The sequence below is a fragment of the Glaciimonas soli genome (genome assembly GCF_009497155.1).
Taxonomy (GTDB): domain Bacteria; phylum Pseudomonadota; class Gammaproteobacteria; order Burkholderiales; family Burkholderiaceae_D; genus Glaciimonas; species Glaciimonas soli.
The window spans coordinates 20,528-35,194 of the sequence record NZ_WINI01000005.1 but is presented as its reverse complement, the minus strand read 5'-3'; the positions used below and the strand labels follow the sequence as shown (position 1 = coordinate 35,194).

The window sequence follows — 14,667 nt, the reverse complement described above, 5'->3', positions numbered from 1 at the left end:
TGAAGATGCTGTTGACCGCTATTACATTCCATTACAATTTGCTTCGCGCACCACGGTGGCTGATTGGTTCCAGAATTTTGAAGCGACCAAATTGATCAGTCATAAACCGCCAGGCATTTGCCATTTCGTGGTGGTGTGCAATTACGTTTCGTCATTGGCGCAGCCAAGCCATTTCGGGATAGCCGTAATTCATTATTTTTTTTCAGTACGGAAATATTGGATATTTTTGTGGTAAAACTGTCCACTAAATTTGCTTTTTCTCGCCTTTAATCGGAGTGAATAGTAATGCGCGCATCTATCAAAACGGTTCTTTGCATCTTTGGTACACGTCCAGAGGCGATCAAAATGGCACCGGTAGTACGTGCTTTGCAAGCTGATCCAACCATGCACTGCAAAGTGTGTGTGACTGCACAACACCGCGAAATGCTGGATCAGGTTATGCAGTTATTTGCGTTAAAGGCAGATTACGATCTTGATCTGATGCAACCGGGACAGAATTTAACTGATCTTACTGCACGTGCTTTAACCGGATTGCGCACCGTACTGGAAGATTTCCGTCCTGATTTGGTATTGGTGCATGGCGACACTACCACCACATTAGCAGCTGGCATAGCCGCTTTTTACCAGCGCATTGCGGTTGGCCATGTGGAGGCCGGTCTGCGCACAGGTAACTTAGATGCACCGTGGCCAGAAGAATTTAATCGTTCGGTAGTGGGACTGTTTGCACGCTTGAATTTTGCGCCTACCCAGCAAGCCGCTGATAATTTACTGCGTGAAGGCCGTGATCCAAAACAGATTTTCGTCACGGGTAATACTGTGCTTGATGCGCTACTCGATGTCAGCCAGCGGATGGATGAAAATCCCACGCTGACTAAGCAACTCGCTGATCAGTTTCCCTTTCTTGATCCAAACAAAAAACTGATTTTGGTCACAGGACATAGACGAGAAAATTTTGGCGCAGGCTTTGTGAATATTTGCCAGGCATTAGCCAGGCTCGCGGCTCGCCCCGATGTACAAATTATTTATCCGGTTCACCTTAATCCGAATGTGCAACAACCGGTCAATGACATCCTGCAAGGCGTTGAAGCTGTGCATCTGATTGCGCCGCAAGACTATCTGCCATTTGTCTATCTGCTCAAACGTGCTCACATCGTCTTAACCGATAGCGGGGGGATTCAGGAAGAAGCACCAACGCTCGGTAAGCCGGTTCTGGTAATGCGTGAAACCACCGAACGCCCGGAAGCCATTGCGGCAGGAACTGCCCGGCTGGTAGGTACTGATACTGACAAAATTGTGTTTGAGGTGAGTCGCTTGCTGGATGATGAGAAGGCTTACCGCGCCATGGCGCAAGCCAGCAATCCGTATGGCGATGGCAAAGCCGCCACCAAAATAGTTGAATTGATCCGCCGTTGGGAGTCTGAATAATGGCGCCGGTTGATTTACTTGCTACTTACTGGTTTTGCATAGCGATCCTATTACGGATCGGTATCGTCATCATTTTTATCAGTTCGATCGACGACATCATCATTGATGTGCGTTACTGGCTATGGCGTCTGTTTCAGCATCGAAACTGGCGTCGTGATGCGCACTTTCCAGAGTATGCCGACGAGTTGTATCAGGACCCGCAGCAGCTTATCGCCATCATGATCCCCGCATGGCAGGAAGCGCCCGTTATTCAGCGCATGGCAGACTATGCGGCGCGCACTTTTGACTACGAAAATTATCATATTTTTGTTGGCACTTATCCGAATGACCCCGACACACAACGCGAGGTTGATAAGGTCGTTGCAAAATATCCGAATGTACATAAAGTGGTAACCCGTGATCCGGGACCAACGACAAAGGCAGACTGCCTCAATAACATCATCGCCTTTATCACCGCAATGGAAGCCGCTGAAGATATACATTTCAGCTGTCTGGCTTACCACGATGCGGAAGATATTATTCATCCGTTGGAACTACGTGCTTTCAATCGCCTGGTGCCAAGTTTTGATTTGGTTCAGATACCTGTGATGCCGCTTGCGCGCAGTTGGACTAACGCGATTGGAAATCACTATATCGATGAATTTTCTGAATGGCACGGCAAAGATATGTTGGTACGTCAATTGCTAACCGGCCAGATTCCAAGTGCTGGCGTTGGAACGGCATTTAGTCGTCGTGCAATTGAACTTCTAGAAAAAATCAACGGCGGCGTGGTATTTGACGTTGGTTCGCTAACGGAGGATTACGAAATCGGTTTTCGCTTACATCAAGTCGGCGCGCGTGAAATGCTGCTGCATTACCAAGTCCAGTTTAAAGATAAACCGCCTGCCTGGTTTGGTCGCAAAGGCGTGCATCCTATGCTATGTGTGCAGGAATATTTCCCTAATCATACGTGGCAGGCGGTTCGTCAAAAGTCACGCTGGATAGTTGGCATCGTATTTCAGGGATGGAAGAATCTGGGTTGGAGCGGTGCGCCACTGATGAAATACATGTTAATGAGAGATCGTAAAAGTGTGATCGCTTTTCCTGCTGTGCTGATGGGGTATTTTATCGTGGTAACGGTAATGTTTAATTGGATCCATCTTCAGATGAATCCTCGCTGGTGGCGATTTCCGGAATTGATTCCTCAAGAAAGCTGGTTTTTCGTGCTGGTTAAAATTAATTTTTTCTTCATGTGCAACCGTTTGCTGCACCGCTTTATTTTTACGAGTCGCTATTTCGGTTATTGGCAAGGATTACAGGCGCTGCCGCGGATTTTGGTTGGAAATATCGTGAACATATGTGCTTTTTTTCGTGCTTTTTTCCAAGTGCGTAACAGTAACAAGACTGGTCGCGCTGTTACATGGGATAAAACCAGTCACGATTTTCCTGATTTGCACCCCGGAGAATGACCTATGAGGTTGAAAAATTTACTTCGCTTTGTCGTTCTCCTGAGCGTTGGCATTCATATGCAGGCGCGTGCTGCGTGGCTAGATAGCGAATGGCACAACTTTCGCGTTTATCCTCGACTGCAACGATCTTACGATTTGTATAAAGCAGGTGATTACGCCGGCGCTTTAGTATTGTTGCAACAAGCTGAGAAAATTGACCCGAACAAGCGAGATGCGCGAATTTTACATGCACAGACATGTGAAAAATTGCATGACATAGCGTGTTTGCGGCAGTTGGGTGAAGATTGGGAAAGGCGTTTTCAGCGCGACCCTTTGGGCTATTACATCGTCGGCTATGTAAAGAAATTGGGGAATGACGACAATCAGGCGATTGAGCAGTTTCGATCCGCGATTGAACATGTTGGGTTACATCCAGATAGTCGAACAAAGGCAGGGCGTGAATTGATAGATGCTTTGTTCCGTCTAAAAAGATATCAGGAAGCGCAAGCAACCATCGCATGGTTGCAGCAGCAAAAAGTATTTATTGCAGATGCTGACAGCCAGCGCTGGAATCGCCAATTGGTTGCGGCTGCTGCAGGTGCCGAAGTATCTAAAGCAGCTAAAGTCGCTAAAGTCGCACCAGAGGAAGTTGTCGCGCCGATTAATATCAGCAAGCAAAAAACAGTTAGCAGCAAAGAGATCGTGCCACCACCAGATTCGCAATTTCCGTATCGTGAATTATCTGAAGCGATGCGCACTCAGCGCATCATTGCCGATTTTTATCACCTGACCGCCGCGCAACACTATAGTGATTTGGAAGGAGAAGTAGCTGTTTTGCGGCGTGAAAATTTGTTCACTCCCGCTATTCAAGAAGCGCTGGCGCTCAACCTGGAAAATAAAAATTGTCCTTTGCTACTGCAGGAAATTGCTGTCGATGCCGATATCCGGGAAACTACCGAACATAGTCAGATGGCCGCCGCATATTGTGCAAGCGCGCAGCCGGAAAGGTCTGCACAACATTTTCACGCTGCAAGCAGTGTGCGTGCTCAGGCTGGCTTGCAACCATTAGCGCAAACGCTGCGTAGCGAAGGTGATGCCTGGTACGCATCCCAGCAACTCGACAAGGCCATGCAAAGTTGGGATGCCAGCTTACAACAACAAGAAAACCCGGAACTCGCCCGCAATTTAGTTGATCTGGCCATCCAGCATCCTGAGTTGCCATCAAGTGTCGTGATAGTGACGCGTTATCGCCATTTCCTGCCACCCGGCCAACTGGCTTTGACACAGGCATATGCAGCACAACATCGCGGCGACAACGTTGCAGCCGAAGCTAATTTTCGTACATCGCTGGCTGAAAGCCCCAAATGGCAAGTGTGGTACGAGTTGGCTAATTTGATGCGAAGTACGGGCAATTCTTCAGCGCAAGGTGAGGCGCTTTCCGAGGCACTGAAGCTCAATGATGAGCAATCGTTGTTACATGCAGAATATGCGTATTGGCTTAAAAGTAATGGACAAAGTGCCGCAGCGCTACTGCATTTTCAGCGTGCTGTGGAACTGGATTCCCAGCGCACGGAACTGATCCCGGAAATTGCCCTGCTAGAAATGAAATTGGGGCAATCGAAGGCAGCCATCCGCGATTTTCGCGCAAGCATTGATCAGAGCAAAAATATCCAATCACGCAATAGCGTTAGCGGCGAGGCTGCTGAGAATCAGTTGTACGCCTGGCAGCGCGCGGTGCAAACGCTGGAAGATCGCTGGAGTATTTCAGCCGGCACACAAGTGCGTTTAAATCAAGGCCCGATAGTTCCTGACGGAGTGGGCATTAGCCCTTCGCAATACGCGCAATTCGGCGGTGCGGTAGATTTCGAGGCCGCGTATCGACTGGACCCATTATGGGATGCTGAGCACCCAAGCTGGTTATTTGCAAGAGCAAGCCAAGGTTTGGAAAATCGTTCATTTGAGTTTATGTCCGGTAATACACTAGCCGGGATTGGTTTTCGGCAGCGATTATTGGCTGATGAAAACGTACTCGGCTCGGTTGAGTGGCTATACAGAAATGGTAGTGACACCCCCAGTGATGTCATGCTGCGTTTATCTGGCTCACATTCGTTTGGCACCGACTGGCGACCAACCGGTACGCAATGGACCAGCTTCAATGTGTATGGTGATATTGCGCGGTTGCTACGCGAAAAAAGTTATTATTTGACGCTTTCGGCTGAACTAGGACGACAACAGCGTTTAGCGTGGTTAGACGGAAAATCCACTTTCATGCCGTATGTCGGCAGTGCGCTGGCTATCAATAACGATAATTTCAGCAACACCGCAGTGAGCCGGGTCGACGCGGTGATGGGTATCGCCCTGCAAAGTTGGCATGGCGCTGACCCTTGGCGTGCACCCGACGTCCGGCAACGTTTATCGCTTGAAGTGCGGCAGCGTATCGGCGGGAATAGTCTGGATCACACCATTGTTTTGCTACAGTGGAGAATATTTCATTGAGTAAGCGCATAGTCAGACTGTTCAGTTGTCTGCTTTTGGTGACCAGCATGGCATCAGCTACTGCTGTGTGTGAACAAAGCCTTCCCCAGAGGGTTTTTTTTCAACCGTGGAATTTACTTGATAGCCATGCAGTTCGACTGGATGGCAAATTACTTCATCAGTTGCAACTGCAAGGCTATAGCCATCTGATCTTGCAATGGAGCCGTCGTGGTGATACTGAGTTCTGGCCGGATGACGGGCGAGGCTGGATACGTCAGGCATTGGTAACAGATAAGTCGCTGCAGATTATTCACGGACTTTATTCTGATCCAAATTATTTCGATATCTTGAACAAAACGGACAGTCGGCTTGACATTGAACTGGCCGCGATTAGGGATAGAAGCATCAATGAAGCTGCAAAATTAATTAAACAATCACCTGTGCCGATAGCAGGTTGGTATCTGCCTGAAGAAATAGACGACTTGAACTGGCAAACAGCAGAACGGCAGCAAATGCTGTCAACTCACTTCCTCAAGACGATTGAGCAGTTACACAATTTGTATCCGGTCATTCCAGTTTATGCCTCTGTTTTTTTTAGCGGAAATCAAGATCCGGTTAGTTTTGCCAAAATGCTCGAAAAAATTAATAAAGAAACCGGCATCATCTGGCTGATTCAGGATGGCTTGGGTGAGCAACGCCACAATAAAATTGATACGACACAGTATTTACACAGCATAACGCAATCTTTGCCTCCTCAAGCCTGGCAAGGCGTACTCGAAATTTTTTCTGAACAATCTCACCAAACACGGACAGGGATTGAAACTGAATATTGCCCGGCAAGTAAATATAGTATTCAAAAAAGAATAACAACCTGGTGTGAGGCGACCGGTAAAAATCCTGAGGTTATCTTCTCCCTGACGCAACTTCGCTTGCCTCTACACTCGCCGTTTTCTAATCGATGCAAAAAGCCGTTATGGGATCGCTGATTTATTTGTCAGCCTATGATTTCGCGTCGCATCAAGATGTGGAGAATAAAGTCCGGCAACAAAAAAGCCACTTACATTGCTGTAAGTGGCTTTCGTACTTCTTCATTCTTGGTAGGCCGTGCGGGATTCGAACCTGCGACCAACGGATTAAAAGTCCGCTGCTCTACCAGCTGAGCTAACGACCCGATAGGGGCGCAATTATAACGAGGGTTGTACATTTTTCCTAGTTTTTTTTGCTGCTTAGCCGCATATTTTTCTGATGTGGGAAGATGGTATAGGGTTTCGTGCTTTAAAATGCTGACTTCTTCTGCGATGTTGCATGCATGTTAATCATGTTTCGTTGTATTTTTTAGCTATTTCATTTATTTAATTTCAACACTTCCATGACGGCCTCCCTCATTTGCGATCCAGCTTTTTCGCCTTCTTATCACCTCAGCAGCAAGGAGATGGCCGATCTTGCGGAACCGCACGTGCGCGATATTGTGTCGCTGGTATTTGAACATAGTACGGCGCTGCCGGCATTGATCGTGTTTGATGAGCGCTGTGACCTCTCTATTGCCTTAGTTGAGGCTTATCGGCGCTGTTTGCCGACGGCAGGCTGGATTAACTTTGATGCGGTTGCCGGTGAGGATGTGTTGGCGGCGTTTGCATTACTGGCACCATCGACCTTAGTGGTGTTGATTCAATCGACACATTTTCGATTAGAGGCTTTCCGGCTGCGGGTGGAATTGTTTAAACGCGATCTGAAAGTGGTTGAGCATCCGCATCTGTCACGCATGCCGGATGCGCAGGCGCTCTACTACATTGAATCGCTGGCTTATGATCCCTTGTATTACCGCGGGGTTGGTGCCGCATTGAAAAACCGGATTGATCGCGCGCAGTGTGGTGTGGTCGATAGCGGCGGCGAACGCCTGGTATTTTCTGTTCCATTTGAATCGGCCAAATTGAATGTCGGCGATTATCGCGAAATGAAAAACGTCGGCGGCCAGTTTCCCATTGGTGAAGTGTTTACCGAATCGCAGGATCTGGAAGCGGTGAACGGCTGCGTGCGGATTTTTGTGTTTGGTGATACTTCATTCCATGTGAATCGACCAGAGCAACCAATCACTTTGGTGATTAATAAGGGAAAGGTCACGGATGTGCGTGATTCAACGCCAGAATTTGATCAGGTCTTGGCCAATATTCGCGCGCTGGAAGGCGAGGTCTGGATACGCGAATTAGGATTCGGCATGAACCGCGCATTTACCCGCGACCGCATGGTCGACGACATCGGCACTTATGAACGGATGTGCGGCATCCATTTATCGTTAGGCGCGAAGCATGGCGTATACAACAAACCAAATATCAGACGCGCCGATGCCCGTTTTCATATCGATGTGTTTGCAGTGACAGAGGCCGTGTACCTGGATGATGACTTGGTATATCGCGATGGTGCCTGGCTGGTTTGATGGTACTTCATCGCCGCAGAGTAAATACGAAAAGACGCTAGATTTACATTTGGCGCACTCCATCTAAGTGTCCGTTAGCGACGGCTCTTCATCCTCCTTCCAGAAAATAAGCGTGATCCAATCGTTCTGCTTGAGTGCTGTGGGCAGACGGTTGCTGTCGCCGACGTGAAGCAAACAAGAAAATCAATGACGCACGTAGAAATGGACGCGAAGATATACAATCTGCAGACCATAAAAGCGCTGCAATAAGTCATCACTGAGCGCCGGTTACACCCCGCGACATTTTTTATCTTTGCATAAGTACATCACTGAGGAGATTCGCAATGCAGATAGGCATGATTGGATTGGGACGTATGGGCGCTAATATGGTGCGGCGCCTGGCTAAAGGTGATCACAAATGTGTGGTCTATGATGTGCAGCCTGACGCTATCAAGGCTGTGTTGCGCCCCGATGTTGTAAGCGCATCATCTTTTAAAGATTTAGTCGCCCAGTTAGCTACCCCGCGCATTATTTGGCTGATGTTGCCCGCAGCTTTGGTCGATGAAAATCTGACGACGTTAATCCCATTGCTGGACGCTGGTGACATTATCATTGACGGTGGAAATTCTTACTATCATGACGATATTCGACGTGGCATTGCATTGAAAGAACATCAAATCCATTACGTTGATGTTGGCACCAGTGGTGGTGTGGCGGGTTTGGATCGCGGCTATTGTCTGATGATAGGCGGCGAAAAAGAAACGGTGCAATATCTATCTCCCATTTTTTCCACGCTGGCTCCAGGTATTGGAGATATTCCTGTGACCGCAGGACGGGATAATGCTGGCAGCACTGCCGAGCAAGGCTATCTGCATTGTGGTCCGCAAGGCTCAGGTCATTTTGTCAAAATGATACATAACGGCATTGAGTACGGCATCATGGGTGCCTATGCTGAAGGATTGAATATTCTGCGAAATGCCAATATCGGCCATAAAGAAAACGACAATGACGCTGAGACCACGCCGTTGCGCAATCCTGAATACTATCAATATGACCTGGATTTACCCGAGATCACGGAACTATGGCGACGCGGTAGTGTGATCGGTTCATGGTTGCTGGATTTGACTGCCAGCGCGCTATTGCACGATCCAGAACTGAAAAATTATGCGGGCCATGTTGCAGATTCCGGTGAAGGACGCTGGACGATTGCTGCGGCTATTGACGAAGCGGTTCCCGTGCCGATTCTGAGTGCCGCACTGTATTCACGTTTTAGTTCGCGCGGCGAGGGTGATTTTGCCGACAAAATATTGTCTGCCATGCGACATGGATTTGGCGGGCATGTAGAAAAGAACGGCAAGTCGTAACGGGTGCGATGTAAGTAAAGGATAGCTCTCATGAAAACGCAAAACGAAATTGTTTTTCTGTTTGATTGTGATAACACTTTATTCGACAACGATCGCTTGCGGGACGATCTTCAGGCGCATCTGGATCGGAAGTTCGGTGTCTGGGCTCGCGATAGGTATTGGCAGATTTATGAAGAGCTGCGCGCTGAGTTAGGCTATGCCGATTATCTGGGAGCGTTGCAACGTTTTCGCTTTGAAGTAAACAACGATGAACGTGCTTTGCTACGGATGTCGGCTTTTTTTCTCGACTATCCCTTTGCCGACCATTTATTTCCGAACGTACTTGATGTTCTTGCTTATCTTGAGAAGAGTGGGCCGACGGTGGTTCTGTCGGATGGGGATATGGTTTTCCAACCGCATAAAATTCAATATTCCGGTCTTTGGCAAGCGGTTGACGGCCGTGTATTGATCTATCTTCATAAAGAAAAAATGCTGGCAGATGTTGAGCGACATTATCCAGCGCAGCATTACGTGATGGTGGATGACAAGCTCAGCATTTTGGCGGGAATGAAAAAAATCTGGGGCAAACGCTTGACTACTGTTTTTGTATGTCAGGGTCACTATGCGCTTGATCCGCACAACGTGGCAACTTACCCGCCAGCAGATATCACCGTCCAGCGCATTGACGATTTACTGGGGTACGATATGCCAGTGTTGCTCGCTGCAGCAGGAAAGGAAAATGCAGAAATGAGGCCATCATAAATCGGAATACGACAAGCGGAGTATGGGTATCGACACATGTTTTATTTGCAGTAATTTCGTATGCGAAATTTGCAGGCCCTGACTTTTTTCATATTTCAATTTCCAAACGCGAGGAGGAATACATGATTTATCAAGGTAGTTGTCACTGCGGGAAAATCAAATTTGAGGCTGAGGGCGATCTCACTGGTGCGGTCACATGTAACTGTTCTATTTGCTCCCGCAAAGGATCGCTTATGTGGTTTATACCCCGTGATAAGCTGCATTTGCTCAGCTCGGAAGAGGATGCGGCTACGTACACATTCAACAAACACGTCATCCAGCATCGTTTTTGCCCGACCTGCGGCATGCATCCTTATGGTGAGAAAATTGACGCCAAGGGCGATCGAGTCGTCGCAATCAATATCCGCTGTCTTGAGAACGTTGACTTTGCATCTCTTCCGGTCCATCACTATGATGGTCGGTCCGTGTGAATGGAATGTCGGCCTGGTAACTGTATTTAAATTTCTGAAATGGAGATCATCATGAGTCAATATCAGATCGCAGTGGTTGTCGGCAGTCTTCGTCGTGAGTCATTCAATCGCAAAATGGCAGATGCTATCGTTAAACTGGCGCCGGCCGACTTCGTGTTTAAGCAAGTGCAAATTGGTGATTTACCGCTTTACAATCAGGACGATGACGGCAATCCGGCAGAATCGGTTAAACGACTAAAAGCGGAGATTTTGGCTGCGCAGGGTCTTTTGTTCATCACAGCTGAATATAACCGTTCGATCCCTGGGGTGCTCAAGAACGCGATTGATCACGCCTCTCGTCCTTACGGGCAAAGTGCCTGGGTCGGCAAACCTGCTGGTGTGCTGGGTGTCTCGGTTGGCGCTGCCGGTACCGCGATGGCGCAACAGCATTTGCACAATGTGCTCTCTTATCTGGATGTGCCGACGCTGGGCCAGCCGGAGGCTTTTATACAAAACAAAGATGGCTTGTTCGATGAGGCCGGCAACATCGGCGAGGATAGCAAAAAATTTCTGCAAAACTGGATGGATACTTACGTAGCCTGGGTGAAAAAGCAGAACGCTTGATGGAAACGACTGCCAGGATATCAGTCAGGCAGGTCGGAAAGCGCTGCGCTTTTAGACCTGCCGGATGTATAGATATTGATGGCATGCAGGGTAGGGATTCCGGTAAAGCCACAAACCGTCACCATGAGTTTGGGCGGCATGCAGAATGGGCGCAGTCAACCAGCGCATACGCTCAGGCGTTTATCCGGGCAGGGAATAGTCCCGTTCCGGAGAATTTAACATCATGAAGATCAAAACAGTTCCTGTGCTCTTGTGCGCGCTTTTAGTCACCACCGTCGTTTTTGCAGACGAACTTCACAATAAAGCGATGGCCGCAACGCATGATTTGCAACGCGCTATTAATGAAATGGTCGTCATTCATCAAGAGCATGGTAGTGAGTTTGGCGGCCACATGGGTCGGGCGGTTGAATTGGCCAAACAAGCCGAGGTGGAACGCAATGCAGCCTTGGAGTACTACCGCGCTCACCATCCAGGTTGGCAATAAGCGGCCGCAAAGTAGGGGGGGGCAATCTGTAACGGATCGCCCTGATTTCACGACGTAGATCGGATCTGTTGCGCAGATAAGACAAGCGGTTGGGGAAATGATGAGAAGGGATGAAATGGAATGGCCAACAAAAAAGCCACTTACATTGCTGTAAGCGGCTTCTGTACTACTGCATTCGTGGTAGGCCGTGCGGGATTCGAACCTGCGACCAACGGATTAAAAGTCCGCTGCTCTACCAGCTGAGCTAACGACCCGAAAGACGGCTATTATAGTGAGGTTGTAGCAGCCCGTCAAACATAACCTCACATTTTTTCAATGAAATGTCGATGAAATTGCGCAGCGACAACACTTCATTGCGAAAAAATAGCGAAAACAATATTGCTCGTGTTATTTCCCGGAGGCTAAGCGATCTTTAGCAGTTGCTGCTGCTGGCGTATTCGGATATTGCGATACCAGCTGCTCTAATGTTTTCTTAGCGGCTGCTTTATCTTTTAATCCGGTATAGCTGTCAGCCATGTTCAGCATTGCATCGGCAGCTTTAGGATTATCCGGATATTTTTTGACCAATGCCTGTTGCGCGGCAATGGCGCTTTTGAAATCACGTTGTGCAAAATACGAATTGCCTAACCAGTATTGCGCTGATGGCGCAAAGCCGGATGTCGGATAGCTGCGGATATAGGAGATGAAAGCTGCGGCAGAACCCTTGTAATTGCCGCTTTTGAAGTTATCCAAGGCTGCATCGTAGGCTTTTTGCTCGTTCGGGTCTATGCTGACTTCCTGACCATCTACATTGACTTTCTGCGGTTCCAATTTACGCAAGCGGGTATCCAGATCGACGTAAAAATCTTTCTGGCGTTGCTGCGTGTTGGCGACCTCATTGGTCAGTACTTCGATTTGTCCGCGCAGTTTGGAAATTTCCTGATTGAGCTGATCATTTTGATCGGCAAGGCTCAATGAACTGCTTTTATCTGACTTGCTATCCAGACGGGAATTGATCGCATCGATTTTGCTGCGAAGATCGAGAATCGCGCGGCGCGCTTCGTCGTCGTCAAACATGCCGGCATGAGCGAGTGGGGCAAGGGAACATGCGGCCAGAACAGCCGCTGTTAATGTTGATTTTAAAAAATTTCGCATAAGATCCTAGTCCAGCAAGTCTGAAATATATTCATCGTTTTTAAACCACTTTCCAAACCTGTTGTTTCAGCTCTATTACTTCAGTTCTACTGAAACTACGGTTTGGAAAGAAGTCTACAAATCGATGTGAAGCATTTTGTTTCGCGTTCTGTAAACAGGCGAGCGGAGCAGCTTGCTTCACATCGGTACTACATTAATTGTAGATAATATCGTCGCGACGATTTTCAGCGTAAGACGCTTCGTCGTTACCCATTGCTTTTGGTTTTTCTTTGCCTAGCGATACTGCTTCCATCTGTGCATCGGCAACGCCTAGCAATGCCATAGCTTTACGTACCGCTTCTGCGCGTTTTTGACCCAGTGCCAAGTTGTACTCGCTGCCGCCGCGATCATCGGTATTACCTTGGATCAGGATCTTGCGATCTTTATGGGCGATCAAATACTGTGCGTGCGCTTCTACGACTGGACGGAATTCATCTTTGATTGTGTAGCTGTCGAAGTCGAAATAAACGCTGCGCTTAGCAAGAATGCCTTGTGGATCATTCAGTGGATCGCGTGAAGCAGTGTCAACTGTGTTGACAGTACGTGCATCTGCATTTGCGCCGCGATCAACTACAGGCGCTGCTTTGTCTTCTAGCTTAACTGGGGATGAACATGCAGCCAACAAAACTGCGCTTGAAATGATGAGGGCAAAACTATGAATGGGACGCATTTTTTTTCTCCAGATTGTGATTAATAATAACTACGGTTATTGCAGGTATTGAGACACATTGCTCACTGCATAAAAATCATTCATTGAACAATGTGCCGGTGGTATCGCCACCATTTACTTCATAAATGGGCCCCAGGTCGGTTCCCGAATATCGCCGGATGGCGCGGCGATACGTTGTTTGATGCGACCGTCGACGGACACAACACCCAAAGCACCGCGACCGGTGGAATACATAATATATTTGCCGTTAGGCGAGAAGCTTGGTGATTCGTCTTTACTGCTATCGGACAGACGTTGCTCTTGATTATTTGTTAAGTCTAACGCATACAACTGGTAGCCGCCATTCCGACGGGAAATATACGCTAAAGTTTTACCATCCGGTGAGATTCGTGGGCTGATATTGTAATTTCCGCTAAAGGTAACGCGCTGTGCATCGCCGCCGTTGGCACTCATCTTATAAATCTGTGGCCCGCCGCTGCGGTCACTTGTGAAATAGACGCTTTGTCCATCGGCAGAAAATTGTGGTTCAGTATCAATGCCATTGGTATTTGTCAGACGGCGCAAGCCAGAGCCGTCGGCATTGACCACATATACCTGCGTTAAGCTGTTACGCGCCAATGCTATAAGGATTTTACTACCATCTGGCGACCAAGATGGTGCCGAGTTACTACCTTTGAAATTGGCGACGACGGTACGTTGTTTCGTGACCAGATTTTGCACGTAAACCACTGGTTTTTTAGATTCAAATGATACATACGCGACTTTGGTGCCGTCGGGCGACCAGGATGGTGAAATGATAGGTTCGTTGGAGCGCAAAGCCACTTGTGTGCCTTCACCATCAGCATCGGCCACTTCCAGGCGATATTCGCGTCCCGATTTGGTGACGTAGGCGATGCGGGTAGCGAAGCTGCCGCGAACGCCGATCAATTTCTCATAAATATCATCGGCAATCTGATGCGCCAGAACGCGAGTTCTTGGTGCTGTCGCGGTTAATGAAAGGCCAGATAATGTGCTGGATTTCACTGTGTCATACAGTTTATAGCGCACGTCGTAGCGACCATCGGCCAGTTTCTGTACGCTGCCAACTACCAGCGCGTCAGCGCCACGGCCTTTCCAATCGGTGTAATTGACGGGTGTGGTTTCGGAAATTGTGTCACCGGTATCAATGATCTTGAACATGCCACTGCGACTCAAGTCGGCTTTGATGATGGCGGTGATTTGCTGTGGCGCCAGGTTTTCGTTGCTGAAGCCTGCAATGGCGATGGGGATTTGCGTCGCACCGACACCCGAGGTTTCGATACGCAGTTGTGCGTGCACCAGTGGTGCTGATAGCAGGGTAGCGACAGTCACGCTGATAACAGCAACCGCTCGCACGAGTTTATTGATGAAGTTTTTTCGCATGGTAGTCCTGAGTCTCATAAA

13 protein-coding genes and 2 tRNA genes are annotated in these 14,667 nt (G+C 48.3%); 10 read left to right on the top strand and 5 right to left on the bottom strand.

Features of this window, described 5'->3' with window-relative positions:
* The first annotated feature begins 285 nt into the window (after window positions 1-285).
* Genes wecB through GEV47_RS10800 form a run of 4 tightly spaced genes read left to right on the top strand, consistent with a single transcriptional unit; the run spans window position 286 to window position 6,313 of the window.
* On the top strand, window positions 286-1,425 hold the full coding sequence (wecB, locus tag GEV47_RS10815) for a non-hydrolyzing UDP-N-acetylglucosamine 2-epimerase (protein ID WP_153234793.1): 1,140 nt from the start codon (window positions 286-288) through the stop codon (window positions 1,423-1,425).
* Window positions 1,425-2,873: a glycosyl transferase family protein gene (locus tag GEV47_RS10810; RefSeq protein WP_153234792.1), complete on the top strand. Its 1,449-nt coding sequence runs from the start codon at window positions 1,425-1,427 to the stop codon at window positions 2,871-2,873. The genes wecB and GEV47_RS10810 overlap by 1 nt, the downstream gene beginning before the upstream one ends.
* A gap of 3 nt (window positions 2,874-2,876) precedes the next feature.
* Window positions 2,877-5,348, top strand: coding sequence for an NfrA family protein (locus tag GEV47_RS10805; RefSeq protein ID WP_153234791.1), 2,472 nt, complete (start codon window positions 2,877-2,879; stop codon window positions 5,346-5,348).
* A gap of 47 nt (window positions 5,349-5,395) precedes the next feature.
* Complete coding sequence (locus GEV47_RS10800) at window positions 5,396-6,313, top strand: DUF4434 domain-containing protein (RefSeq protein WP_153234790.1); 918 nt, start codon at window positions 5,396-5,398, stop codon at window positions 6,311-6,313.
* A gap of 109 nt (window positions 6,314-6,422) precedes the next feature.
* Here the strand turns inward: GEV47_RS10800 and GEV47_RS10795 are convergent.
* Window positions 6,423-6,498: transfer RNA gene (locus GEV47_RS10795), tRNA-Lys, on the bottom strand.
* A gap of 198 nt (window positions 6,499-6,696) precedes the next feature.
* On the opposite strand from GEV47_RS10795, the gene GEV47_RS10790 reads away from it, so the two are divergent.
* The 6 genes from GEV47_RS10790 (at window position 6,697) to GEV47_RS10765 (ending at window position 11,402) form a co-directional block, all read left to right on the top strand.
* Window positions 6,697-7,761 (top strand): M29 family metallopeptidase, encoded by a 1,065-nt coding sequence (locus GEV47_RS10790; RefSeq protein WP_153234789.1) that lies wholly within the window; start codon window positions 6,697-6,699, stop codon window positions 7,759-7,761.
* A gap of 323 nt (window positions 7,762-8,084) precedes the next feature.
* Window positions 8,085-9,104 carry a phosphogluconate dehydrogenase (NAD(+)-dependent, decarboxylating) gene (gene gnd, locus GEV47_RS10785; protein WP_153234788.1) on the top strand — a complete coding sequence of 340 codons (1,020 nt, stop codon included), beginning with the start codon at window positions 8,085-8,087 and terminating at the stop codon, window positions 9,102-9,104.
* 30 nt (window positions 9,105-9,134) lie between these two features.
* On the top strand, window positions 9,135-9,845 hold the full coding sequence (locus GEV47_RS10780) for an HAD family hydrolase (protein ID WP_153234787.1): 711 nt from the start codon (window positions 9,135-9,137) through the stop codon (window positions 9,843-9,845).
* 122 nt (window positions 9,846-9,967) lie between these two features.
* A complete protein-coding gene (locus GEV47_RS10775) occupies window positions 9,968-10,315 on the top strand; it encodes a GFA family protein (protein WP_153234786.1) in 348 nt (115 codons plus the stop codon).
* A gap of 51 nt (window positions 10,316-10,366) precedes the next feature.
* Window positions 10,367-10,918 carry an NADPH-dependent FMN reductase gene (locus GEV47_RS10770; RefSeq protein ID WP_153234785.1) on the top strand — a complete coding sequence of 184 codons (552 nt, stop codon included), beginning with the start codon at window positions 10,367-10,369 and terminating at the stop codon, window positions 10,916-10,918.
* Between the two features lie 223 nt (window positions 10,919-11,141).
* The gene (locus tag GEV47_RS10765; protein ID WP_153234784.1) at window positions 11,142-11,402 is read left to right on the top strand and encodes a hypothetical protein; all 261 of its coding nucleotides are present in this window, start codon (window positions 11,142-11,144) and stop codon (window positions 11,400-11,402) included.
* A gap of 178 nt (window positions 11,403-11,580) precedes the next feature.
* Here GEV47_RS10765 and GEV47_RS10760 read toward each other — a convergent pair.
* The 4 genes from GEV47_RS10760 to tolB form a co-directional block, all read right to left on the bottom strand.
* A tRNA-Lys gene (locus GEV47_RS10760) sits at window positions 11,581-11,656 on the bottom strand.
* A 133-nt stretch (window positions 11,657-11,789) separates the two neighbouring features.
* On the bottom strand, window positions 11,790-12,536 hold the full coding sequence (ybgF, locus tag GEV47_RS10755; protein ID WP_153234783.1) for a tol-pal system protein YbgF: 747 nt from the start codon (window positions 12,534-12,536) through the stop codon (window positions 11,790-11,792).
* Between the two features lie 193 nt (window positions 12,537-12,729).
* On the bottom strand, window positions 12,730-13,245 hold the full coding sequence (gene pal, locus GEV47_RS10750) for a peptidoglycan-associated lipoprotein Pal (RefSeq protein ID WP_153234782.1): 516 nt from the start codon (window positions 13,243-13,245) through the stop codon (window positions 12,730-12,732).
* A gap of 114 nt (window positions 13,246-13,359) precedes the next feature.
* The gene (tolB, locus tag GEV47_RS10745; RefSeq protein ID WP_153234781.1) at window positions 13,360-14,646 is read right to left on the bottom strand and encodes a Tol-Pal system beta propeller repeat protein TolB; all 1,287 of its coding nucleotides are present in this window, start codon (window positions 14,644-14,646) and stop codon (window positions 13,360-13,362) included.
* Between the last annotated feature and the right edge of the window lie 21 nt (window positions 14,647-14,667).

Bases quoted from the DNA above. Each gene is read 5' to 3' on its own strand.
- wecB (WP_153234793.1), top strand. From the start codon at position 286: ATGCGCGCATCTATCAAAACGGTTCTTTGCATCTTTGGTACACGTCCA.
- GEV47_RS10810 (WP_153234792.1), top strand. From the start codon at position 1,425: ATGGCGCCGGTTGATTTACTTGCTACTTACTGGTTTTGCATAGCGATC.
- GEV47_RS10805 (WP_153234791.1), top strand. From the start codon at position 2,877: ATGAGGTTGAAAAATTTACTTCGCTTTGTCGTTCTCCTGAGCGTTGGC.
- GEV47_RS10800 (WP_153234790.1), top strand. From the start codon at position 5,396: ATGGCATCAGCTACTGCTGTGTGTGAACAAAGCCTTCCCCAGAGGGTT.
- GEV47_RS10790 (WP_153234789.1), top strand. From the start codon at position 6,697: ATGACGGCCTCCCTCATTTGCGATCCAGCTTTTTCGCCTTCTTATCAC.
- gnd (WP_153234788.1), top strand. From the start codon at position 8,085: ATGCAGATAGGCATGATTGGATTGGGACGTATGGGCGCTAATATGGTG.
- GEV47_RS10780 (WP_153234787.1), top strand. From the start codon at position 9,135: ATGAAAACGCAAAACGAAATTGTTTTTCTGTTTGATTGTGATAACACT.
- GEV47_RS10775 (WP_153234786.1), top strand. From the start codon at position 9,968: ATGATTTATCAAGGTAGTTGTCACTGCGGGAAAATCAAATTTGAGGCT.
- GEV47_RS10770 (WP_153234785.1), top strand. From the start codon at position 10,367: ATGAGTCAATATCAGATCGCAGTGGTTGTCGGCAGTCTTCGTCGTGAG.
- GEV47_RS10765 (WP_153234784.1), top strand. From the start codon at position 11,142: ATGAAGATCAAAACAGTTCCTGTGCTCTTGTGCGCGCTTTTAGTCACC.
- ybgF (WP_153234783.1), bottom strand. From the start codon at position 12,536: ATGCGAAATTTTTTAAAATCAACATTAACAGCGGCTGTTCTGGCCGCA.
- pal (WP_153234782.1), bottom strand. From the start codon at position 13,245: ATGCGTCCCATTCATAGTTTTGCCCTCATCATTTCAAGCGCAGTTTTG.
- tolB (WP_153234781.1), bottom strand. From the start codon at position 14,646: ATGCGAAAAAACTTCATCAATAAACTCGTGCGAGCGGTTGCTGTTATC.